Source organism: Lysinibacillus sp. COL-1 (assembly GCF_059814265.1).
This window is the reverse complement of sequence record NZ_JCAWSJ010000004.1, coordinates 642,524-663,006: the sequence shown is the minus strand read 5'-3', so window position 1 is coordinate 663,006 and position 20,483 is coordinate 642,524. Positions and strand designations below refer to the sequence as shown.

21 protein-coding genes are annotated in these 20,483 nt (G+C 36.8%); 10 read left to right on the top strand and 11 right to left on the bottom strand.

What is annotated here, in order from left to right:
* Positions 1-2: 2 nt before the first annotated feature.
* Genes AC6BKE_RS11410 through AC6BKE_RS11400 form a run of 3 tightly spaced genes read right to left on the bottom strand, consistent with a single transcriptional unit; the run spans position 3 to position 3,362 of the window.
* The gene (locus tag AC6BKE_RS11410) at positions 3-989 is read right to left on the bottom strand and encodes an extracellular solute-binding protein (protein WP_499856844.1); all 987 of its coding nucleotides are present in this window, start codon (positions 987-989) and stop codon (positions 3-5) included.
* Positions 986-2,617, bottom strand: coding sequence for an ABC transporter permease (locus AC6BKE_RS11405; RefSeq protein ID WP_499856843.1), 1,632 nt, complete (start codon positions 2,615-2,617; stop codon positions 986-988). Before AC6BKE_RS11405 ends, AC6BKE_RS11410 begins: the two co-directional genes overlap by 4 nt.
* Positions 2,610-3,362 (bottom strand): ABC transporter ATP-binding protein, encoded by a 753-nt coding sequence (locus AC6BKE_RS11400; protein WP_058843433.1) that lies wholly within the window; start codon positions 3,360-3,362, stop codon positions 2,610-2,612. Before AC6BKE_RS11400 ends, AC6BKE_RS11405 begins: the two co-directional genes overlap by 8 nt.
* 151 nt (positions 3,363-3,513) lie before the next feature.
* Here AC6BKE_RS11400 and AC6BKE_RS11395 point away from each other — a divergent pair, with 151 nt between their 5' ends.
* A complete protein-coding gene (locus AC6BKE_RS11395) occupies positions 3,514-4,275 on the top strand; it encodes a DeoR/GlpR family DNA-binding transcription regulator (RefSeq protein WP_499856842.1) in 762 nt (253 codons plus the stop codon).
* Positions 4,276-4,323: 48 nt separating this feature from the next.
* On the opposite strand, the gene AC6BKE_RS11390 is transcribed toward AC6BKE_RS11395, so the two are convergent.
* Positions 4,324-5,094, bottom strand: coding sequence for a Cof-type HAD-IIB family hydrolase (locus tag AC6BKE_RS11390; RefSeq protein WP_089932152.1), 771 nt, complete (start codon positions 5,092-5,094; stop codon positions 4,324-4,326).
* A 435-nt stretch (positions 5,095-5,529) separates the two neighbouring features.
* Between AC6BKE_RS11390 and AC6BKE_RS11385 the strand changes: the two genes are divergently transcribed.
* From AC6BKE_RS11385 to AC6BKE_RS11370, 4 genes are all read left to right on the top strand, one after another.
* The gene (locus AC6BKE_RS11385) at positions 5,530-5,739 is read left to right on the top strand and encodes a DNA-dependent RNA polymerase subunit epsilon (protein WP_012293082.1); all 210 of its coding nucleotides are present in this window, start codon (positions 5,530-5,532) and stop codon (positions 5,737-5,739) included.
* 5 nt (positions 5,740-5,744) lie between these two features.
* Positions 5,745-7,412 carry a ribonuclease J1 gene (gene rnjA, locus AC6BKE_RS11380; RefSeq protein WP_036125500.1) on the top strand — a complete coding sequence of 556 codons (1,668 nt, stop codon included), beginning with the start codon at positions 5,745-5,747 and terminating at the stop codon, positions 7,410-7,412.
* A 118-nt stretch (positions 7,413-7,530) separates the two neighbouring features.
* A complete protein-coding gene (locus tag AC6BKE_RS11375) occupies positions 7,531-7,710 on the top strand; it encodes a hypothetical protein (protein WP_101966408.1) in 180 nt (59 codons plus the stop codon).
* The gene (locus AC6BKE_RS11370; RefSeq protein ID WP_499856841.1) at positions 7,710-8,486 is read left to right on the top strand and encodes a serine/threonine-protein kinase; all 777 of its coding nucleotides are present in this window, start codon (positions 7,710-7,712) and stop codon (positions 8,484-8,486) included. Before AC6BKE_RS11375 ends, AC6BKE_RS11370 begins: the two co-directional genes overlap by 1 nt.
* A 48-nt stretch (positions 8,487-8,534) precedes the next feature.
* On the opposite strand, the gene AC6BKE_RS11365 is transcribed toward AC6BKE_RS11370, so the two are convergent.
* Positions 8,535-9,368, bottom strand: a complete 834-nt coding sequence (locus AC6BKE_RS11365) for a TetR/AcrR family transcriptional regulator (protein WP_058843431.1) — start codon at positions 9,366-9,368, stop codon at positions 8,535-8,537.
* 99 nt (positions 9,369-9,467) lie between these two features.
* Between AC6BKE_RS11365 and AC6BKE_RS11360 the strand changes: the two genes are divergently transcribed.
* On the top strand, positions 9,468-12,557 hold the full coding sequence (locus tag AC6BKE_RS11360; RefSeq protein WP_499856840.1) for an efflux RND transporter permease subunit: 3,090 nt from the start codon (positions 9,468-9,470) through the stop codon (positions 12,555-12,557).
* Positions 12,558-12,618: 61 nt separating this feature from the next.
* Here AC6BKE_RS11360 and AC6BKE_RS11355 read toward each other — a convergent pair whose 3' ends face one another.
* Positions 12,619-14,187, bottom strand: coding sequence for a glycoside hydrolase family 10-like protein (locus AC6BKE_RS11355; protein ID WP_499856839.1), 1,569 nt, complete (start codon positions 14,185-14,187; stop codon positions 12,619-12,621).
* A 592-nt stretch (positions 14,188-14,779) separates the two neighbouring features.
* On the opposite strand from AC6BKE_RS11355, the gene AC6BKE_RS11350 reads away from it, so the two are divergent.
* From AC6BKE_RS11350 to AC6BKE_RS11335, 4 genes are all read left to right on the top strand, one after another.
* A complete protein-coding gene (locus AC6BKE_RS11350; protein WP_036125512.1) occupies positions 14,780-16,003 on the top strand; it encodes an MFS transporter in 1,224 nt (407 codons plus the stop codon).
* A 75-nt stretch (positions 16,004-16,078) separates the two neighbouring features.
* Positions 16,079-16,282: a YczO family protein gene (locus AC6BKE_RS11345; protein WP_036125515.1), complete on the top strand. Its 204-nt coding sequence runs from the start codon at positions 16,079-16,081 to the stop codon at positions 16,280-16,282.
* A 112-nt stretch (positions 16,283-16,394) separates the two neighbouring features.
* The gene (locus AC6BKE_RS11340) at positions 16,395-16,619 is read left to right on the top strand and encodes a GNAT family N-acetyltransferase (protein ID WP_308221979.1); all 225 of its coding nucleotides are present in this window, start codon (positions 16,395-16,397) and stop codon (positions 16,617-16,619) included.
* Positions 16,619-16,741, top strand: coding sequence for a GNAT family N-acetyltransferase (locus AC6BKE_RS11335; protein WP_312019010.1), 123 nt, complete (start codon positions 16,619-16,621; stop codon positions 16,739-16,741). The genes AC6BKE_RS11340 and AC6BKE_RS11335 overlap by 1 nt, the downstream gene beginning before the upstream one ends.
* A gap of 229 nt (positions 16,742-16,970) precedes the next feature.
* Here the strand turns inward: AC6BKE_RS11335 and AC6BKE_RS11330 are convergent, their stop codons facing one another.
* From AC6BKE_RS11330 to AC6BKE_RS11310, 5 genes are all read right to left on the bottom strand, one after another.
* Positions 16,971-17,951, bottom strand: a complete 981-nt coding sequence (locus AC6BKE_RS11330; RefSeq protein WP_330493434.1) for a S66 family peptidase — start codon at positions 17,949-17,951, stop codon at positions 16,971-16,973.
* A gap of 24 nt (positions 17,952-17,975) precedes the next feature.
* Positions 17,976-18,470, bottom strand: a complete 495-nt coding sequence (locus AC6BKE_RS11325) for a GNAT family N-acetyltransferase (RefSeq protein ID WP_058843512.1) — start codon at positions 18,468-18,470, stop codon at positions 17,976-17,978.
* A 162-nt stretch (positions 18,471-18,632) separates the two neighbouring features.
* A complete protein-coding gene (locus AC6BKE_RS11320) occupies positions 18,633-19,136 on the bottom strand; it encodes a GNAT family N-acetyltransferase (RefSeq protein WP_231744981.1) in 504 nt (167 codons plus the stop codon).
* A gap of 131 nt (positions 19,137-19,267) precedes the next feature.
* Positions 19,268-19,747: a hypothetical protein gene (locus AC6BKE_RS11315; RefSeq protein ID WP_058843428.1), complete on the bottom strand. Its 480-nt coding sequence runs from the start codon at positions 19,745-19,747 to the stop codon at positions 19,268-19,270.
* A gap of 6 nt (positions 19,748-19,753) precedes the next feature.
* A complete protein-coding gene (locus AC6BKE_RS11310; RefSeq protein ID WP_004224679.1) occupies positions 19,754-20,416 on the bottom strand; it encodes a potassium channel family protein in 663 nt (220 codons plus the stop codon).
* Between the last annotated feature and the right edge of the window lie 67 nt (positions 20,417-20,483).

The following is a 20,483-nucleotide window of genomic DNA, read 5'->3' as shown; positions in this document are numbered from 1 at the left end:
CCTTATCGCTGCGCTTCTTTAAAGAAGGCTTGATGTTTTTCTAATAAATCAACCGTTAATGTTGTATCCCATTTTTTTAAATAAGCTGGAACATACTCATCCTTTACCTGTTCCCCTTCATATAGAGCTACAGGATATTGCTCCAATAAACCACTGCGAGCCTCCGTTGCGATCACCTTTGCCATTTCTTTAGCTAAAGCCTCATCACCTTCTTTATCCACAACAGCCACAGATTCCGTTAAAGTGAAGTTTCCTTCTGTCGGGTCAATATATTCAATTGGCAATCCTTCGTTTTTAGCATCAATCGCTTGAATACGTAAACCAAAGCCTGCAGCAACCTCACCAGTTTTCACCTTTTTGATAGGGCCAGAACCTGAGCTTTCAATATGTGGGCCAGCATTTTTAATTAAATCAGCTAACACCTTTTGTCCTTCATCGTCACCATATTCCTTTATAATGGCTTGTACTAAAAGCCAGCCTGTTGAGGAATCCATAATATTTGGGAAGGATACTAATTCCTTGTAAGCAGGGTCTGTCAAATCCTTAATCGATTTCGGTATTGCTAGCCCTTTTTGTTGCAATATTTCTGTATTAATAAAGATGGAGCCAATATTGCCTAAAATTGGCAGTGCATATGTAACTCCTCCATCAAGCGGCTTTAAGTCCGAAGAAATATCTACAAACATGGCTTTAGAGGTTTGAGCACTTTCTATAAAATAGGAAGCCATCGTGACAACATCTGCTTCAATATCTGTCCCTTCTGCCATCATTTTGCCACCTAACTCAGAAGTACCGAATGATTGGATTAAATACTTACCTTGATAGCCCTTATCATCTAATGTGGATTCCATTACTTCAATTGCTTCATCATCAGCATTTGAATAAATAATGACTTGCTCTTTGGAATCAGCTGCAGCCCCTCCACACGCAGCTAAAACAACCCCCGCTGCACTAATTGTCCCTAACATCATGCTTGTTGACTTGTTCATTTTGATATCTCCTCCGCTTTTTCTTTATGTGCTGTTATATAATCACAACCTAATTTCACAATGAGGTTTGTACATAAAATAAATATCGATAGTATAAAAATATCGGTGTACTTTGCGAAATGCTGAAGCTCTTTGATGCGTGTTGAGACAAGCATTGTCTTCGTGCTGACAAGGAAAATAACACCACTAACCGTGACCATAGCATTTAAAAAAAAGTAACTAAACATTTGATAAATCGTTGGTCTAATATTCGGCAAAATAATTCGTCTAACGGTTTTTAACCAAGAATCCTTTAATAGCTCAGCTGTCACTTCCCATGTAGGGTCCATCTTTTGTAATGAATTTTTCGCCATTAAATAAGGTGTCGTAAAAAAATGAACAATATTACATGCAACAATGATGAAAAATGTACCTTTTAATGAACTTCCATTAAAGAAAAACAAGTAGGACAATCCAAGCACCATTCCTGGTACTGTATTTGTAATCATGGAGGCTACATCTAAGCTTTTTCTTCCTTTTAACGGTGTCCGAACATTGAGTAGCGCTGACAGAAATGTAATGACCACGCCTAATATAGCCGTTAATACTGCCACGATAAGAGAATTGACATATACCTTTATTAAATCCTTCTCTGCTAGTACATTTTGAACATGCTCTAATGTAAAGCTGAAGTTATATGGATAGCCTTTCGTAAAAGGCACAATAAACATCGTTGCAAAAATGATGAATACGATCGTCACACAGACAAATGAATAAATAGTAAACAGCGTGTCACGCAGACGATGCTTTACAAGGTCACTTCGCCCACCTTGTTTATAGTGAAAATTGAAACGCTCTAAAATTGTTAATAGGGCAACACCAAGTACGGCAGGTACTAGCATTAACACTGATATCACTGCGCCACGCTCAAAATGGACAATGGAGCCTAACATCGCTTGATAAAGTTCAGTGGCAATCACTGTGTAATTTCCACCAACAGATGCGGGTATACCAAAATCTGTGAAGCTTAAAATAAACGTTAAAATAAAAGCACCACCAATCGTACCTAACATTGGACGGAATACGGTATGATAAAAGCGACGAAGTGAATGATCATGCATTAACATGGACACCAGTAAAAATCGTTTGTCGATATATTGCATGGAGTTTTGCATTAAAATAAAAGCGACTGGCAATGTATATAAAACGTAACCAAGCACCAAACCGTTGTACCCGTAAATTGTAAAAAGGGGTTGCCCCACTAATTTTGTTACAATTCCTTGATTACCAAATGTATAAATCAGCACAAAACCATAGGTGATGGTTGGCAGAAGCATGGGCAAAGTAATGCCTATTTGCACAAGCTTTTTCGCATGGCGATGCATCGTTGTAAAATGAACAGCATAGGCCAATAAAAAAGCTAAAATGGTTGTGATCACTGAGGCTACAAAAGAAACTTTAAAGCTATTGATAAAGGCTTCTCGAATTTCGATATTTTGTAAAGCATCTATATAATTTTGAATGGTCACCACATTTCCTATTTTGAAAGACTGCCAAAACATAAAAAGTAATGGCACAATTAAAAAGAATAGGAAAAAAATAAGAATCGGTAGAAAAATCAATTTCATCATTTTATTCGTTTTAAGCATATGTTTCTCCAAACAATTGATAGATGTTATGTCGCTTAATATGAAGCTGCCTTAAAATAAAATCCTCAATAAATTGATTTTTTGGTGCTGTTACTATTTCATGAGGTGTACCAAATTGAGCAACTGTTCCCTCATTAATAATCATGACTTTATCAGATAATGTGAGGGCTTCTTCTGGATCATGTGTCACGATAATGGTTGTCAATTTAAATTCACGGGCAATGGATTTAATACGCTCCTTGATGGATTCCTTAATGACGCCATCTAATGCACTTAGTGGCTCATCTAACAATAGTATTTTAGGCTGCATCACAAGTGTCCTCGCAATGGAAACTCGTTGTTTTTGCCCACCAGATAATTCGTGAATCTTTTTCTGCAGATGAGGTGTTAGCTCTAAAAAATCGATATATTCTTGTATCTCCTCTTTGGACATTTGCACGTTCTTATTTTTCAAACCATAAACGATATTGTCGTATGCATTTAAATGAGGAAATAACGCAAAATCCTGAAACACAATATTAAACCCTCTTTCTTGCATCGACTGCTTGGATATATCTTGTCCATTGTAGACAAGCTGACCAGCCGTTTGATCTACAAGCCCTAAGATGATATTGAGCAAGGTAGTTTTACCACAACCACTTGGCCCTAGTAACGAAATGATTTCACCTGATTCGATGGTTACATTGATATCTACTAAAACTTTCTTATTTTTATAGCTTTTTGCGATATTTTTTAGCTCTAACAAATTGGTCACCTCTCTCAGTTCTTAGCTTTAGTATAGTGACCATTTGTAAAGGAAAATGCATTTTTGTGTAAATGTTGAGTAAATTCTGACTAAGTATTGACAAAGTTATGATTATTTTGAGTAAATATCTAGTAGAGGTGATAACATGTATATGATAGAAAGACAACATCAAATTTTGCAGTATGTAAGACAACATAAGGTTGTTAAGTTAGTAACACTCACAAAAGAATTTAATGTTTCGATGGAAACAATTCGCCGCGATGTCCAACAGCTGATGCATGATAAGAAAATTGAAAAGTTTTATGGGGGTATTAAATATATTGAGCCTGTTGAGGGAATAATCGATCAAAGACTTCATGAGCAGTTAGCAGAGAAAATCGCCATTGCCAAAGCTTGTGCCTCACTCGTGGAAAATGGGGAGTGTATTTTTGTCGATAGTGGAACCACTACCTATCAAATGACCCCCTTTTTATTGAACAAGGAAAAATTAACAGTAGTAACAAACTCACTACCTATAGCATTTGATCTAATCGGCTCTAATATTGAGGTTATACTAATCGGTGGTAAAGTTCGTCATTCCGAAAAATCAGTGACATCGAATGAGTTTTTATTCCGCTTTGAACATTTGAATATCAATAAAGCGTTTATATGTGCTAGTGGCGTTTCCATTGAAAAAGGTATTTCTGATTTTAGTTTGGATGAGGCAATTACTAGAAAACAAATTATCTCTATCTCCCAAACAGTTTACGTTGCTACAGATTCCTCCAAATTTAATAAGGATGTAGCGATTCAAGTTTGTCCTTTGACTGACGTAGATGTCATTATCACAGACAATGCACTATCTAAAAAGACGATTCAGCATTTTTCCGATAAAAGCGTTCAAATAAAAGTCGTCAACATTGAGGAAAACTAGTCATAATAAAAAAACAACTAGTTGAATTTTTTCCAACTAGTTGTTTTTTTATATAATTGCTAGCTTGCGCATGATTTTTGCAAGACCATCCTCATCTACATGGTCGGCAATATGATGTGCCACCGCCTTCACTCTCTCATGACCATTCCCCATGGCAACACTTGTCCCAACAGCTTGCAGCATTTCAATATCGTTTATACCATCTCCAAAAGCAAAAGCATCTTGTAAAGTGATGCCCATTCTTTCTAGCACCTTTTCGATACCAGCAGCCTTTGAGCCACCTTTTGGTAAAATATCACAAGAATAGCGATGCCATCGTATGAATTGAACATTTGGGAATGTCTCACAATATAAAGATTCATCTTTTTCTTCCATAAAAATAAGTGTTTGATATACATTGTTCTGCATATAATAAGAAGAGTCTAATGCTGGATATGGATATTTCAGTGTATCTAAGCTCTCAGCTACCATATGATGATCGTTAATAGAGGCAATCATACGTTTATCATCTAAAAATACTACTGGTTCATTACGAGCCTCACCAAAGGCAATGATTTTTGCTAGTTCTTCCTTTTCAATGCCATTTGTATAGACAACTTCACCCTTGTATACAACATATTGTCCATTGAAAGTAACATACGTATCAATTTCTAATTCTTCTAGTAGTGACTCAATCATAAATGGAGCTCGTCCTGTTGCAATTGCCAGTTCATAGCCATTTCGACGTGCTGCCAAAAGTGCCTCTTTTGCAGATGCAGGTAATTTTTTTTCACTGTTATAAAGCGTACCATCTACATCAAAAAACAAAATTTTGTTCATTTTATTAACCATTTCCATAAATAGCATCCTTTCAAGGTAAATGACTTTACATAGACAATAATTTTTATTATAATGATCCTAAGGAGTGATGTGCCATGCTGAAGAAACTAAAACGGAAATTGTTGAAGCAACTTCGTGGCGTACTCGGAAAAAAATCAATTGCCTAACATTTGCCCTTCATTATTTGAAGGGCTTTTCTTTATTTTAGAGGAACTGCGTGATAATATAAAGGAAATGCATTTATTTGGCTATACGCAACCACTGTCTCACTACTTCCTATATAAATTTAAAACATAGTGCACAGCTGAAGCTTTGAGATACAAGGATTACAAACGTACATTTCTTTATGAAGGAAATTCGTTGTTTTCTTGTAGCACGTGTGTGGTAGTAGTCAAAGGTGCAAGAAAATTGTACGCAATTAAAGGAGAGCAAACTATGATTTACAAAGTTTATTATCAAGAAAATGCAAATGAGATTCCAGTTCGCGAAAACACTAAAAGTCTATACCTTGAAGCTGCTTCAGAACGCGAAGTACGTCAAAAGCTAAAAGACCGTAACTACAACATCGAGTTCGTTCAACTGCTTGAAGGTAACTATTTAGAGTACGAACAAGCAAGCCCGAACTTCGTCTTGGAGGAAATTTAACAAACATGAAGTTTGTTAAAAATGACCAAGCAGCTGTTTTCGCGCTCGGCGGACTGGGCGAAATCGGCAAAAACACTTACGGCGTTCAATTTCAAGATGAAATCATTTTAATTGACGCTGGCATTAAATTTCCAGAAGACGATTTACTCGGCATTGACTATGTTATTCCTGATTATACGTACTTAGTACGTAATGTCGACAAAATTAAAGGACTGTTTATTACACATGGACACGAGGACCATATCGGTGGTATTCCCTACCTTTTACGTCAAGTAAATGTCCCTGTCTATGGTGGTAAGCTTGCACTTGGCTTATTACGTAATAAATTAGAAGAACATGGCTTGCTACGTACAACAAAGCTAATCGAAATTAAAGAAGAGGATGTTATTAAATTTAGAAAAACATCTGTGAGCTTCTTTAGAACAACACACAGTATCCCTGATGCATATGGTGTTGTTGTGAAAACACCACCTGGTAATATCGTTCACACAGGTGACTTTAAATTTGATTTTACACCAGTGGGTGAGCCAGCCAACTTAACGAAGATGGCTGAAATTGGACGTGATGGCGTGCTTTGCTTACTATCAGATAGTACCAACGCTGAAAAGCCTAATTTCACAATGTCAGAGCGTACAGTTGGAAAGAGTATCGATGAGATTTTCCGTAAAGTGGATAGTCGTATTATTTTTGCTACATTTGCGTCAAATATTCACCGATTACAGCAAGCCACAGATGCTGCCATAAAATACGGAAGAAAAATTGCTGTCTTTGGTCGCTCCATGGACAATGCTATTACCATTGGTCGTGAGCTTGGCTATATTACCGCTCCAAAGGATACATTTATCGATGCTCAAAGTATCAACCGACTTCCTGCAAACGAAGTGATGATTTTATGTACAGGCTCTCAAGGTGAACCAATGGCAGCCCTATCACGCATTGCCAATGGTACGCACCGTCAGATTCAAATACAACCTGGCGATACGGTTATCTTTTCTTCTTCACCAGTACCAGGTAATACTGTGAGTGTTAATAAAATTATCAATTTATTGTTCCGCGCAGGTGCAGAAGTCATTCATGGCGCATTAAACAATATCCATACATCTGGTCACGGCTCACAAGAAGAACAAAAACTGATGCTTCGTTTAATGAAGCCTAAATTCTTTATGCCTATCCATGGTGAATTCCGTATGTTAAAAATGCATACACATCTAGCAGAAGATTGCGATGTTCCACTCGACAATACATTTGTGATGGAAAACGGTGATGTGTTGGCATTAAGTGCCAATGAAGCGCATGTTGCCGGTCGTATCCCTTCTGGAGATGTTTATATTGATGGTAATGGTATTGGCGACATCGGCAATATCGTATTACGTGATCGTCGCATCCTTTCTGAAGAAGGTCTGGTCATTGTAGTAGTTAGTGTAGATATGGAAAACCAAAAAATCGTTTCAGGTCCTGACATCATTTCACGTGGCTTTGTCTATATGCGTGAATCAGGTACGATGATTAACGAGGCACAGAAAATGCTAAATCGTCATCTGAATGCAACGATTCAAGGCAAAACACCTCAATGGACAGAATTGAAAAATGAAATAACTGATGTTTTAGGGCCGTATCTATTCGAAAAGACAAAACGTCGACCAATGATTCTACCGATTATTATGGAGGTTTAACCTCTTGTGAAGAAGCTATGTAAAGTTTACATAGCTTCTTTTTTATTTTTGAAATATTGAAACCTCCTTTTTTATTTTTACGTATATAGTTATAACAACATCTAAAGGAGCGTTTTTTATGCTAGATAAAATTCTTCATTCCTTGCTCAATGGTAAATCCAAACGTCGTTATTCTTCATCGAGTAGCCGTCGCAAGTATTCTAAACGACATAATTATTATGGTCATAAGCATTATAAACGTGGCTCTCGTAAAAGCTCACGTAGTCTTTTCAGCTCAATGAGTTTCTTTAGCAGTTAATGTGGTGGAAGCGACTATCCGAAAAAGGCTTCGATCAGGCTGTAGCACATTACATTGGCAAACATCCCAACTTCTCTTTTAAAAAATTGCTTGGCTATGGTGCATATGGTCGTGCATATTTGATTGAGGATTGTTCATCAAAGCTATTTGTCTTAAAATGCTTGCGTCCCAAACACCGTCACCACAAGAAAACCATCCAAAAATTTAAACAAGAAATACACATACTCCAACAAGTTTCACTGCCCTATGTTCCTACCATCCATTCAACAGGAACGATTCAAGAAAGTCCATTTTTTATTATGGACTATGTCAATGGGCAAACTTTTGAACAACTGATTTTTGAGGATGGTGCCAAGTTTACAGTTGTTCAATCACTTGCCATTACAAAGCAACTTTTAGAACAAATTATTGAATTACACAATCATGGTATTGTTCATCGCGATTTACGTATTCCTAATATATTGCTAGTCCATCAACAATTGCATATTATTGACTTTGGTCTCGCTACCACTTATCAGAAGCACATCGACCTCTCTGCTATTGAAAATCCTAAACGAGCAGAAAATCATATTAGCGATTTATATTTTGTCGGTCATTTTTTATTATTTTTACTGTACTCAGACTACAAGCCAAGCAAACGAAAAGAGCAAGCCTGGCAGCAAGAATTGAAATTACCGATTGAAGTCAAAGATTTTCTTGAACGGCTATTATGGATTCAAGACCCTTTTAATAGTGCGTTAGAGGCTTGGCAATCTGTCCCCTCACTCACCCACTAAAAAATAGAATTGTTCACCTACATAACGTGAACAATTCTATCCAGTAGTTTAAATATTAAAGTATTTTGCGCTTACATAAGCAATCCAATGATAGGCTGTGTCTTGACGTAGATTTTCTATTAGCCCTTTAATGATGGCTTTACTGTAAGTAGGATTTTCTATTTCTTGTCTCAATAGCACAAGGGATTCTTTTACAATAGGATCCTCAGTAGGATCAATATTTTGCTCCAATAATTGTAGTAAAGCATCTTTTGAAACATCTTGTTCACAAGGTTTTGCAATAAATGGCACAAGATCTGCTGTAATAAAAGGAATGGTTGTATGGTGTGCAATAATATCTGTCTTCTCTGCTAAAGATTTTGCCAACTGCTCTAAATCTAGTGGCATATCTGAAAAAATAAAAAGCTCAGCATAACTCTTCATAAATCCTTTTATACAATACATCACATCATATTTCGTTTCTTGTAATTTATCCTGATAAAGTTGTTCAAGCATATAGATGATTGATTTCGACATTTCTGCTTCATACGCTGTTATTTTATGAAATAGCTCTTTTTTTGTTAGAAAGACCTTTTCGTTAAAGAACACACGAGCCGATGTAGAATGTGCTTTGAATGCTTGAAAGATGCTTTTATAAAATTCAACCAATACGGTTTCTTTACTATAGGTTCCTCTGACTACTTGGTCAATATCTGTAATGAACTGCTGTAAATAGTAATCCACCATTGAAATAACGAGCTCATCTTTTGTTTTGAAGGATAAATAAAATGCACCTTTAGAAATTCCACAGCGTTCTGTAATTTGTTGAACTGACGTAGCTTCAAAACCCTGTTCAGAAAATAGTTCTATCGCTTTCTCCATAATTAATTGCTTTTTTAACATATTTTTAAATCTCTCCTAATGCATTTCGTTGACAAATGACCGATTAGTCATTAGTATAAATAATTGAATTTAGATAGTCAATAAAGGGTAGGTGTGAAGGTGAAAGGTTTAGTTAATTTCGTATTAAAAAACAAATTGGCAGTTTGGTTACTAACAATTATCATCACTGTCTCTGGTATTTATTCCGGTACAAGAATGAAAATGGAATCAATACCCGATATTTCAATCCCATATTTAATTGTCATGGGAGTATATCCTGGCGCAACGCCTGAACAAGTAATGAATGAGCTTTCCATTCCATTTGAAAAATCCATAGAAAGCTTAGAAGATGTGAAAGCTGTTTACTCAACATCCTCTTCCAACGTAGCACAAGTTCAAGTAGAATACGACTACGGAATTGATATGGATGAGAAGAAACGTCAATTAGAAGCAGCTTTAGATAATCTTAAACTACCTGAAGGTGCTCAAGAGCCTACTATTATGGCGATTAGCATGAACATGATGCCAGTAGTTGCTTTATCTGTAAGTAGCTCTAAGGAAGATATTGTAGACTTAACTTCTACAGTAGAAGACGTGTTACTTCCGAAAATCGAAAAAATTGATGGTGTTGCCTCTGCGACCATCACAGGTCAGCACATTGAACAAATATCATTTAAATATGATGAAGAAAAAATGGCTGCACTTGGTTTAACGGAGGATACAGTTAAACAAATGATTCAGGCAAGTGATATGTCACTGTCACTTGGTTTATATCAGTTTACTGTTGGCGAACAGGCTGTTTCAGTAGATGGTAAAGTACAATCTGTTGATGAGCTAAAAGATTTATTAATTCCAGTTACACCTTCAGCTACAAATCCTTCACCTTTCGTTCGTCTAGGTGATATTGCAAAAATTGAAGTAGAAGGTAAAGTACAATCTGTTTCACGTACAAATGGGCAAGATGCCATCGCCATTCAAATCGTGAAAGGTCAGGATGCGAATACGGTAACAGTTGTTAATGCAGTAAAAGACCTTATTAAAGATGAAGAAAAACGATTAGACGGCTTAAATGTAGATATTTCCCTTGACCAAGGAGCCCCAATTGAAGATTCTGTATTTACAATGATCGAAAAAGCAGTATTTGGTGGCGCTATTGCAGTCTTAATCATTTTACTATTCCTACGCGATTTCAAATCAACTATTATTTCAATTATTTCTATCCCAGTTTCTGTCTTCATGGCATTACTGCTATTAAACTGGATGGATATCACACTCAACATTATGACACTTGGAGCGATTACCGTCGCAATTGGGCGTGTGATCGATGACTCGATCGTAGTTGTTGAAAATATTTATCGACGCATTCACTTAAAACAAGAAAAACTTACGGGTCGTGCCCTTATTCGTGAAGCAACGATTGAAATGTTTAAACCAATTCTTTCGTCTACATTAGTAACGGTAGCGGTATTTGCCCCACTAATTTTCGTAGGTGGTATGGTAGGCGAATTATTCATGCCATTCGCCCTAACAATGACATTTGCACTAGGTGCATCATTATTAGTAGCTATCACCATCGTACCTGCATTATCTCACTTCTTATTCCGTAAAAAATTATACGGTGAGAAAACAGAAAGCCAACATAAAGAAGTTGGGAAACTTGCTACTTGGTACAGAGGTATTTTAGAAAAAACATTAAATCACAAAATTATTACTTCTATCATTGCGATTGCCCTACTTGCTGGTTCTCTTGCATTAACACCACTTATTGGCTTTAGTTTCATGGGATCACAAGAAGAAAAAGTAATGTACTTAACGTATACTCCTTCAACTGGAGAGCTAGCTGATGAAACAGCAGCGAATGTTGAAAAAGTAGAAAAAGAATTAATGAAGCGTAAAGACGTTAATATTTTACAAGTTTCCATAACGGATGCAAATAATGTTGATCCATCAGCAATGATGATGGGTGGAGGCGCTGGTGGTGCCTTAATGTACCTTATCTTTGATCCAGATATGGAAGACTTCCCTAAAGCTCGTGAAGAAGTAGAAGACTATGTATTCAATATCGGTCAATCAGGAGAATGGAAGTCTCAAAACTTCTCTTCTATGTCTATGTCTTCAAACGAAGTCAGCTACACATTATATAGTGATGACTTAGATAAACTTCGAGATGCTGTGAAACAAGTAGAAGGTGTCCTAAAAGAAGTGGATGGCTTAGAAGATATTAAATCTGATAACGAAGATCCATACGTAGAGCATGTACTAAAAGTAGAACAAAAAAATGTCCTACAATATGGTTTAACAACAGCTCAAATCGTGATGGCATTAAATTCGAATACAACAAAAGAAGTATTAACTACCGTTAAAAATGATGGTAAAGATATTGATGTGATCGTTCAACGTGATGCTAAAGCAGCTGCTACTTCCTTAGATGATGTCTTAGCTACTGAAATTAAAACGGCTTTAGGCACAACCATGACAATCGGTGAATTAGTTGATGTCGAGGAAGGTACGACACTTAACTCGTTATCTCGTTCAAAAGGTGAATACTTTGCAACTGTATCTGGTACGATTATCGGAGACGATATTTCAAAAGCCACTTCTGCTGCTGATAAGAAAATTGATAAATTAGATTTACCAAAAGGTGTTACAACTGGTGTTGCGGGTGTTGCTGCCGATATGCAAGAAACATTCACTAAGCTTGGTATTGCTATGTTAGCGGCAATTGCCATTGTTTACTTCATCTTAGTAGTAACATTTGGAGAAGGTTTAGCTCCATTCGCTATTCTATTCTCCCTACCATTCGCCGTAATTGGAGCATTTATTGGTTTATTCGTTACAGGTCAAACTATTTCTGTATCTGTAATGATGGGTCTGTTGATGTTGATTGGTATCGTCGTAACCAATGCCATCGTATTAGTCGACCGTATCATTCATATGGAACATGATGGTCTTGCCATGCGTGAAGCGATCCTCGAAGCAGGGGCAACACGTTTACGTCCAATCCTAATGACAGCCATTGCCACAATCGGGGCAATGATTCCAATGGCACTTGGTTCTGGTGGCAGTGGTTTAATTTCGAAAGACTTAGCTATTACTGTAATTGGTGGTTTACTATCTTCGACACTATTAACATTAGTTGTTGTACCAATTGTCTATGAAATGCTGTCTAAAATGTTAAAGAAAAACCGTAAAGATATTGAAGAAAATTAATAAAAAACAGCTACTCATGCAGTTATATTGCGTGAGTAGCTGTTTTTTTATCATAAGCTATTTACTGATTATCTTTCACCACAAAAACTTCCTTGCTTTCCACACCTGCAGCAGATACAGCCGTAATGCCGTATGTGTAGCTTTGCTTAGCAAGAGCTGTCTTGTCCATAAATTCAGTGATGCCATCCATATTATAAACAACATCCACTATATTTTGAGGATCATTATAAGAACCCTCTTTGTTCCCTGCAAAACGATAAATGACATACTTGCGTGGTTGTGTTTCATTTTCGTCTATAATTTCAATTTTGCGACCAGTCGCTCCCTTTGTCACTTGTACAAAAGTCGGCTTATTCGGCCTAGTGTCATCATCCCAAGTTGTACCTGGTGTCAGTGCTGTATAATTATATAGTTGTTGATTAACAATCGTTGCATAGCCCAGTTTATTGTTTTGAATACTTTTTAAGGAGAAGTGCATTTGCCCTTTGGCTGCTACCTTTTCCGAACGATTCGCTAGTATTTGACTTGGTAATTCCATTTTGTTTTTCCATGCTGCATCACTGTCATTGCCAACTTTGTAATCAGCAAGTCCAATGTATAGATGAACAGGGTGTGTTTTTGCATATGTTTGTACCTCATGGCTCCACCAATCTAGCAATGTCCCATATTTCGCAACAGCTAATGTTCTTGACCAATAAATTTGTGGTGTAATGTAATCAATCGTGCCATTTTGAATCCATGTTCTGACGTCTGCATATAAATCATCGTAATTATTGACACCAGCTCGCGTATCGCTTCCTGTTTTGTCCAGTGATTTATTGCGCCATACGCCAAATGGAGAAATACCAAATTGAACATATGGTTTTGTATCTTTAATGGCTGTGTATAGATTTTCTACAAGTTGGTTGACATTATCTCGTCGCCAATCTTCCACCTTTTTAAAGGAACCACCATATTTTTTAAAAGCTGCTTGATCTGGAAAGACTTCATTTGCAATTTTATATGGATAAAAATAATCATCCATATGGACTGCATCAATATCGTAATTGGCTACTAGCTCTCTTACTGTTTCCACTAAATAGTCTTGTACTTCTGGTAAACCAGGATTTAAATAATATTGTTTGCCATATTTGACAACCCAGTTTGGATGGGTTCTTGCCACATTATCGGCAGCAAGGTCTGTTAGTTTTTGTCCAGACATTGTTACACGATAAGGATTCATCCAGGCATGCAGCTCCATACCTCGTTTATGTGCTTCCTCTACCATAATTGCAAGAGGATCGTAACCAGGATTTGTACCTTGCTTTTTCCCTGTTATGTAGGATGACCATGGCGCTAGCTCAGACGCATACATTGCATCATTTGTTGGCCTTACTTGATAAATAACTGTATTCAATTTGCTGGCTTTTAATTGATCCAATGTTTGGCGTGTCCAAGCTGTATACTGCTCCTTAGTCATACCCGCTTTCATATCAATATTAAGAACCGTTGAAATCCAGACAGCCCGCATTTCCCTTTTCGGCTGTGTCGTGCTTGCCATCGCTGTCTTTTCAGGAATTGTCGATAGGCATAACACAAAAATCATCGCGACAAAAGTGATAAGTTTCCATTTACTATTATTCTTTCTCATATTTCCTCCATTTGCTATTTTTCTATTTTAGTATATGATAGGTTCTCGCTAAATGCACGTCTCCAAAGATACTTCACTGGATGAATGAAATAATGCGGTCATAAGTATTTCCGTCTATTTAAGAAGAAGCAGCTTAAAATCTATAAATTAATAGCACTATTAAATGATACTTTTTGTTGTCATTCATTTTATCAAATACTTTAGTTGATTCTAAAATCTGTATAATCAAAACAAAAAAACAGCCAAGAGAGCGGTGAAATGCTTTTCTCGGCAATTTGTTATTTTACTATCATTTCCCTTGTTATTAGCTCTGGTCCTAAAATGTTAAGGTGTTTGATTCGTTCTTTACGCGCAGATAAACTTTATGCTACAATCAACACAACTTATATAGAACGGAGGGTATTCCTAATGACAGCTTCAATCAGACTACGATTTCACATTATTAACTAAATATGTGTACACTTTGCCTGCTGTGCAAGGGAAATGGGATTAGTCTAGTCTGTTTTAGGAATACAGGAAGAGAGGGGACTGCAACACCCCCTCTTTTTTGTTGTCTTTCAACTTTCCACACAGGCACTACTGTTAGAAAGGGATGACGAATTTGGATCATTGGAAACGCAATACGATACTTTTTTTAAGCAGTCAAACCATTTCACTTTTTGGCTCTGCTCTAGTGCAATATGCCATTACATGGTATATCACACTTACAACGCAATCAGGCATCATGATGACCATTGCGATTATTTGCGGTTTTGTACCGACCTTCTTCTTAGCACCAATTGCTGGTGTTTGGGCAGATCGCTACAATCGTAAATGGCTTATTATTTTGGCAGATGGCATGATTGCCTTATCCACGTTAATTTTAGCTATTTTATTTTTAACTGGCTATGATGAGCTCTGGCTATTATTTGTTATATCAGCGGTACGTGCAGTTGGTGCAGGTATTCAAACACCTGCTGTAGGCGCTATTTTACCTCAATTTGTGCCTGAAGAGCATTTAATGAAGGTTAATGGGATAAACAGCAGTATTCAAGCTTTTATCATGATTCTTGCACCCATGGCAAGTGGGGCATTATTAACGATGGCTTCAATCGAATCCATTTTCTTTATTGATGTGACGACAGCTGCTATTGCCATCACCATCTTCTTATTATTTCTGCATATTCCTGCACATGCCAAAGCGAATCAGCCACAGACAACAAGCTATTTTAGTGATATGAAACAAGGCTTCATCTACATTAAAGAGCATGCTTTCTTAAAACAATTATTCTTGTTCTTTGCCTTTTTCATGTTGCTCGCTGCACCTGCTGCCTTTTTAACACCTTTGCAAGTTACACGTAGCTTTGGCGATGATGTATGGCGTTTGACTGCCATCGAAATGGCCTTTGCCATTGGTATGTTAATCGGTGGTATTGCCATCGCGACATGGGGTGGCTTTAAAAATAAAGTGCATACCATGACATTATCTGCTTTATTATTTGGTCTTTGTACAATGGCTCTTGGAATTATTCCTGTTTTTTGGCTGTATCTCGTGATAATGGCTGTTACAGGAATAGCTATGCCAATCTTTAATACACCCGCAACGGTGTTATTACAAGAAAAAGTAGAAAGTGATTATATGGGGCGAGTATTTGGTATTCTTAGCATGATTTCTACCTCTATGATGCCTTTAGGTATGCTTATTTTTGGTCCAATAGCTGATATAATTGCCATCGAATGGCTACTAATAGGGACAGGAATATTACTTTTCATTCAAGGATTTTTCTTACTTGGAAGTAAAGTCTTGTTAGCTGCTGGTAAGCCAACAAACGATTAGTCCACATATCACCTAAAACTAATATGTTTAAACTCTAGTAAAAAAGTGAAAGCTTATAGTAAGAGGTGATAATGAATGACTGAAAAAAAACAAGCGAAAACTCGTTATACAAACAACCCTGATGTACTGGATACAGATAAAAAAAGCATTTTCGATCAACACGAGGATATGAAAACAGTCGATCCAATACCTGTTGAAGAACTGAATGAAAAAGTGAAAGACGAACAACATAAATCCAACACAAAGGATTCCTCAGCTACTGCTAAACGTTATCCATAAAGTGAAGCTAGTAGGATTTTTCACCAGACAGCTCTTAAGGATATTAAGATAAAAAGTCGACCCAATGTATTAAGAAATTGGGTCGACTTTTTCAATTTAAAGAGGGAAATAAATGAAACATGCAATACCTATTTTGAAAACGGAAAGGCTACTTTTAAGACCTATTGCTCCACTAGATTTAGAGGCGATGTATGATTACACTTCTCGCGAAAATGTGGCACGCTATGTGACGTGGCAGGCCCATACAAGTTTAGAGGATACTAAAGCTTTTTTAAAACGAATATTAAATGGCTATCAGCAAGATAATCTCCTACTTTTGGGCATCGAAGTACACTAATTGGTACAATCGATTTTGTTACGATTAGCAACACACATCAATATGCAGAAATTGGTTATGTACTTTCGGAGGATTATTGGAATAAAGGATTCACTACAGAAGCAACAAAAAAAACTGATTGACTTTGGCTTTAAGGAAATAAATTTAGTACGTATTCAAGCGCGATGTTTTGAAGAAAATATAGCCTCTTAAAAGGTTATGGAGAAATCAGGCATGCAATTTGAAGGAATTTTACGCAAAAGTATGTTTGTTAAAGGAAAATACCAAAATGTGAAAATGTACGTCATCACTGATGATGATTATAGAAATCTTTAGCAAACAAAGCCTTGCTCCATATGCAAGACTTTATCATTACAACCATTTTTCTACACAATATATCTTTTTAGCTGTTGCATCTAGCTTTACTCGTTTCCCTATCGCTATTGGATGCATAGGATGTGTATGGCAAATATCCACCTCTGCTAATAGAGGTATCTCTATTCCATCCAACTGTTCAAGTAGAATATCATAGGGTTGTCTGCCCGTTCCTAAATCATCATAGCATTCATGTTTGCCCAAAATAATGCCCCTTACTTTATTAAAGACACCATGCAATTTCAGCATAGCAAAATTCTTTTCAACAATAGCAGCATTTTTTAAGCAGTCCTCCACTAATAAAATGTCACCTTCCAAAATTTCAGGGAAATAAGGCGTGCCAATAAAACCATACATTGCATTTACATTGCCGCCAATTAACCTACCTTCTACAACCCCTTCCTGAATCGTTAACCATTCATTTTTCTTGAGCTTTTTATCAACCGTCTTCTCGAGCCAGTTAACTGGTTCATCTGACCAGTAAGAGGGCATTGGCATTTCATAAGGTAGTGCTTGCGGTTTAAAGAAATAATCCTCAAAAAACTTGAAGGTGTCATTTACTAATGGTTCAAACTCGCCAAAAGAAGGGACAAACGCTGGACCATAAAAAGTTGCTATACCTGTCTTTGCATAAAGAGCAAGTAAAATGGCTGTTGCATCCGAATAACCTACGACTATTTTGGGCTGTTGACGAAACGCCTCATAATCAATGTAGGGCAGCATACTATTGGCATTTGTCCCTCCGATTGTAGACATAATGATATCCACATCTGGATTGCGTAGTAATTCATTTAATTCTTCCGCACGTTCCTTTGGTGAACCAGAGCGATAATAATCTGATTTGCCAGTAAGAGAACCTGTTACGATTTGAAGGTTTTTCTCTTCTAGAAACAATTTGGCACGTTCATAACGTTTCAACGCCGTCACCGTTGCTGGTGAGGATGGTGAATAAATGCCGATATTGATCTGTGTCGTCATACGTACATTCCTCTCCCTATCAAATTATAATAGCTTTGACATATAATATTCATTGATATATTGACCATCTACATATAAGGAATTTCGCTTTATTCCCTCTATGTCAAATCCCATTTTCTTATATAAAGCAATTCCAGCCTCATTATTTTCCATAACGGTTAACTCTAAACGATGGATACCATTAACTTTTGCCCAATCCTCTACATGATTAAATAATGCCGTCCCTATTTTCCTTCCTCGATAGTCACTATGTATGCCTATTACAAGATAAGCACGGTGAGCAATTCTAGATGGTTCATTGCCCTGTAAAATTAAATAAGCAACAATCTTTTGTTCCATTTCCGCCACGAATAAAGCTGAATGGTGGCTATGATATAGCTTTTCAATATAGCTTCCAAATTGCTCGGGCTCTAATTTTCGCTCACCTGGGCCAAATAGCATAAGATTGGATGCCTCTGCATTTGTCATAACAGCTATAATCTGTGTACTATCCTTGCGTGTTGCTTCTCGTATTAGCATGTAAAGTTCCTCTCTCTTTAAATTATAGTAATCTGCATTATTCGTTCTTAATGATGGCATGCTGAGTAAAACATATTTTGATTCGTTCATTTGATGCAAAATATAGTTAGCGATAAATGAAGGGATTTGCCGCGAAAATCCACTTGCTGATCGTGCAATAATTTATTTTGACCCTTTATGATTTTTCCTTATTTCGTACAGGGCTTGTTCATGACCAAACCTTTCTAACACCTGTACTTTGTGCATACCTAACTTTTCGAGTAAGTGACAAGATGCCTTATTAGCAGTTTGTGTTTCTGCCACAATCGATGATATATCTAAATAATTCAGGCCCTCTTCCATCACCGCTGTAAGGACTTCAAAAGCTAGCCCCTTTCCCCAATACTGTGGTAAAAATTGATAGGAAAGCTCATATAACTCTTTATCATGGTATTCATCGATAGAAACAAGTCCAATAAATTCACCTGTCGTCTTTAATGATATATATAAATATGTATTAGGAAATGGTGCTGCTAGCATACCTTTAAAGGATGCCTCTATATAGCTGTCCTGTGGCACACCTCCAAGATAGGTTCTAACTTGTCCATTGGAGTAAAGCATATGTATAGCTTTGTAATGTTCTGGTTGTAATGGCTCTATCACACAGTTACTTGTTATAAACTGCATTTTTCTACCTCCTTCTTTATGCAAAGTGTAATTCAACCATCAGACAGAAATCAAACATTTTTTCCAAATATTACTTTCCACTTTTATAAAAAAAGTAGTGACCAGCCCTTATTGCTGAATCACTACTTGCGTTATTGTCCGAATTGTTCGAGTAACCGTTGTGTATTGGTTGATTGTTCGAGGGCTTTTTTCTCATTGGCCCAATAAACCAAATATTGTGTATCGCCAACGGTGAAGACCATTTGTTGCAATTCTTCATCAAGCTCAGAACGAATGGCTACCTCTAAAATTTCCACCTCATAAAGAGGCTTTTCTTTCATTTTATAAACAATATGATAAGCTGGCTCTTCTTCAAAAATTGTTCTTTCCTTTTTAGAAAGATCTCTTACATGACTTAATGGATGTTTCTCTATAAAGTCTTTTGCTTCATCTCCTGTAGCTTGCAATAAAGATTGGTCCCCTTGCAATAATTCAATTGCATCGATTTCTGTGGCATGATCTAAAATTAAGGAGATTGCCTCATCTTCATTTTTTTCTCGATATTGCATGATAAAAGCACCAATTAGTAAAACAGCGGCAAAAATAACAAATCTCCATCTTCGTTTAGTCATTTGCCATTACCCATTCAATGCCTTTTTAACAAAGCGATTTATATCAACGTCAGCACCTATCACAAGCATAATATCTCCTAGTAAAATCTTATCACTTGCTTGTGGAGACACGATAATATCAGCTCCACGCTTGATTCCTACAATGTTAATGCCATATTTTGCTCGAATATCTAAATCCATAATGGAGTATCCTGCAATCGCGTCATTTGCCTTTAACTCCATAATTGAATGTTCATCCGAAAGCTCTAAATAATCTAGCACTGTATTAGATAACATATTATTAGCAATACGAATCCCCATATCTCGCTCAGGATGGACGACAAAATCTGCACCAATTTTACGTAAAACTTTTTCATGATAGTCATTTTGAGCCTTTACTGTAATTTGCTCAACACCAATTTCCTTTAAAATAATCGTTGTTAATATACTCGCCTGAATATCTTCACCAATTGCTACAATAACATGCTCAAAATTACGGATACCTAATGAATTCAGTACCGATTCATCAGTTGAATCTGCAATGACAGCCTGGGTAGCAATGGAGGCAAATTCATCTACACGCTCTGAAGAATGGTCAATTGCCATCACCTGTGCACCCTGACTCATTAATTCACGAACAATACTTCCTCCAAAACGTCCAAGCCCTATGACCGCAAACTCTTTTTTCATCATAAAAGATCCCTCCGAAAACTACTATACCACCATTGTAGCTTATTCTTTATCATATGTATTGTTA

What these genes read in the sequence shown, in the direction of transcription:
- AC6BKE_RS11410 (WP_499856844.1), bottom strand. Translation starts at nt 989, where the DNA reads ATGAACAAGTCAACAAGCATGATGTTAGGGACAATTAGTGCAGCGGGG.
- AC6BKE_RS11405 (WP_499856843.1), bottom strand. Translation starts at nt 2,617, where the DNA reads ATGCTTAAAACGAATAAAATGATGAAATTGATTTTTCTACCGATTCTT.
- AC6BKE_RS11395 (WP_499856842.1), top strand. Translation starts at nt 3,514, where the DNA reads ATGATAGAAAGACAACATCAAATTTTGCAGTATGTAAGACAACATAAG.
- AC6BKE_RS11390 (WP_089932152.1), bottom strand. Translation starts at nt 5,094, where the DNA reads ATGAACAAAATTTTGTTTTTTGATGTAGATGGTACGCTTTATAACAGT.
- AC6BKE_RS11385 (WP_012293082.1), top strand. Translation starts at nt 5,530, where the DNA reads ATGATTTACAAAGTTTATTATCAAGAAAATGCAAATGAGATTCCAGTT.
- rnjA (WP_036125500.1), top strand. Translation starts at nt 5,745, where the DNA reads ATGAAGTTTGTTAAAAATGACCAAGCAGCTGTTTTCGCGCTCGGCGGA.
- AC6BKE_RS11375 (WP_101966408.1), top strand. Translation starts at nt 7,531, where the DNA reads ATGCTAGATAAAATTCTTCATTCCTTGCTCAATGGTAAATCCAAACGT.
- AC6BKE_RS11370 (WP_499856841.1), top strand. Translation starts at nt 7,710, where the DNA reads ATGTGGTGGAAGCGACTATCCGAAAAAGGCTTCGATCAGGCTGTAGCA.
- AC6BKE_RS11365 (WP_058843431.1), bottom strand. Translation starts at nt 9,368, where the DNA reads ATGTTAAAAAAGCAATTAATTATGGAGAAAGCGATAGAACTATTTTCT.
- AC6BKE_RS11355 (WP_499856839.1), bottom strand. Translation starts at nt 14,187, where the DNA reads ATGAGAAAGAATAATAGTAAATGGAAACTTATCACTTTTGTCGCGATG.
- AC6BKE_RS11350 (WP_036125512.1), top strand. Translation starts at nt 14,780, where the DNA reads ATGACGAATTTGGATCATTGGAAACGCAATACGATACTTTTTTTAAGC.
- AC6BKE_RS11345 (WP_036125515.1), top strand. Translation starts at nt 16,079, where the DNA reads ATGACTGAAAAAAAACAAGCGAAAACTCGTTATACAAACAACCCTGAT.
- AC6BKE_RS11340 (WP_308221979.1), top strand. Translation starts at nt 16,395, where the DNA reads ATGAAACATGCAATACCTATTTTGAAAACGGAAAGGCTACTTTTAAGA.
- AC6BKE_RS11330 (WP_330493434.1), bottom strand. Translation starts at nt 17,951, where the DNA reads ATGACGACACAGATCAATATCGGCATTTATTCACCATCCTCACCAGCA.
- AC6BKE_RS11325 (WP_058843512.1), bottom strand. Translation starts at nt 18,470, where the DNA reads ATGCTAATACGAGAAGCAACACGCAAGGATAGTACACAGATTATAGCT.
- AC6BKE_RS11320 (WP_231744981.1), bottom strand. Translation starts at nt 19,136, where the DNA reads ATGCAGTTTATAACAAGTAACTGTGTGATAGAGCCATTACAACCAGAA.
- AC6BKE_RS11315 (WP_058843428.1), bottom strand. Translation starts at nt 19,747, where the DNA reads ATGACTAAACGAAGATGGAGATTTGTTATTTTTGCCGCTGTTTTACTA.
- AC6BKE_RS11310 (WP_004224679.1), bottom strand. Translation starts at nt 20,416, where the DNA reads ATGAAAAAAGAGTTTGCGGTCATAGGGCTTGGACGTTTTGGAGGAAGT.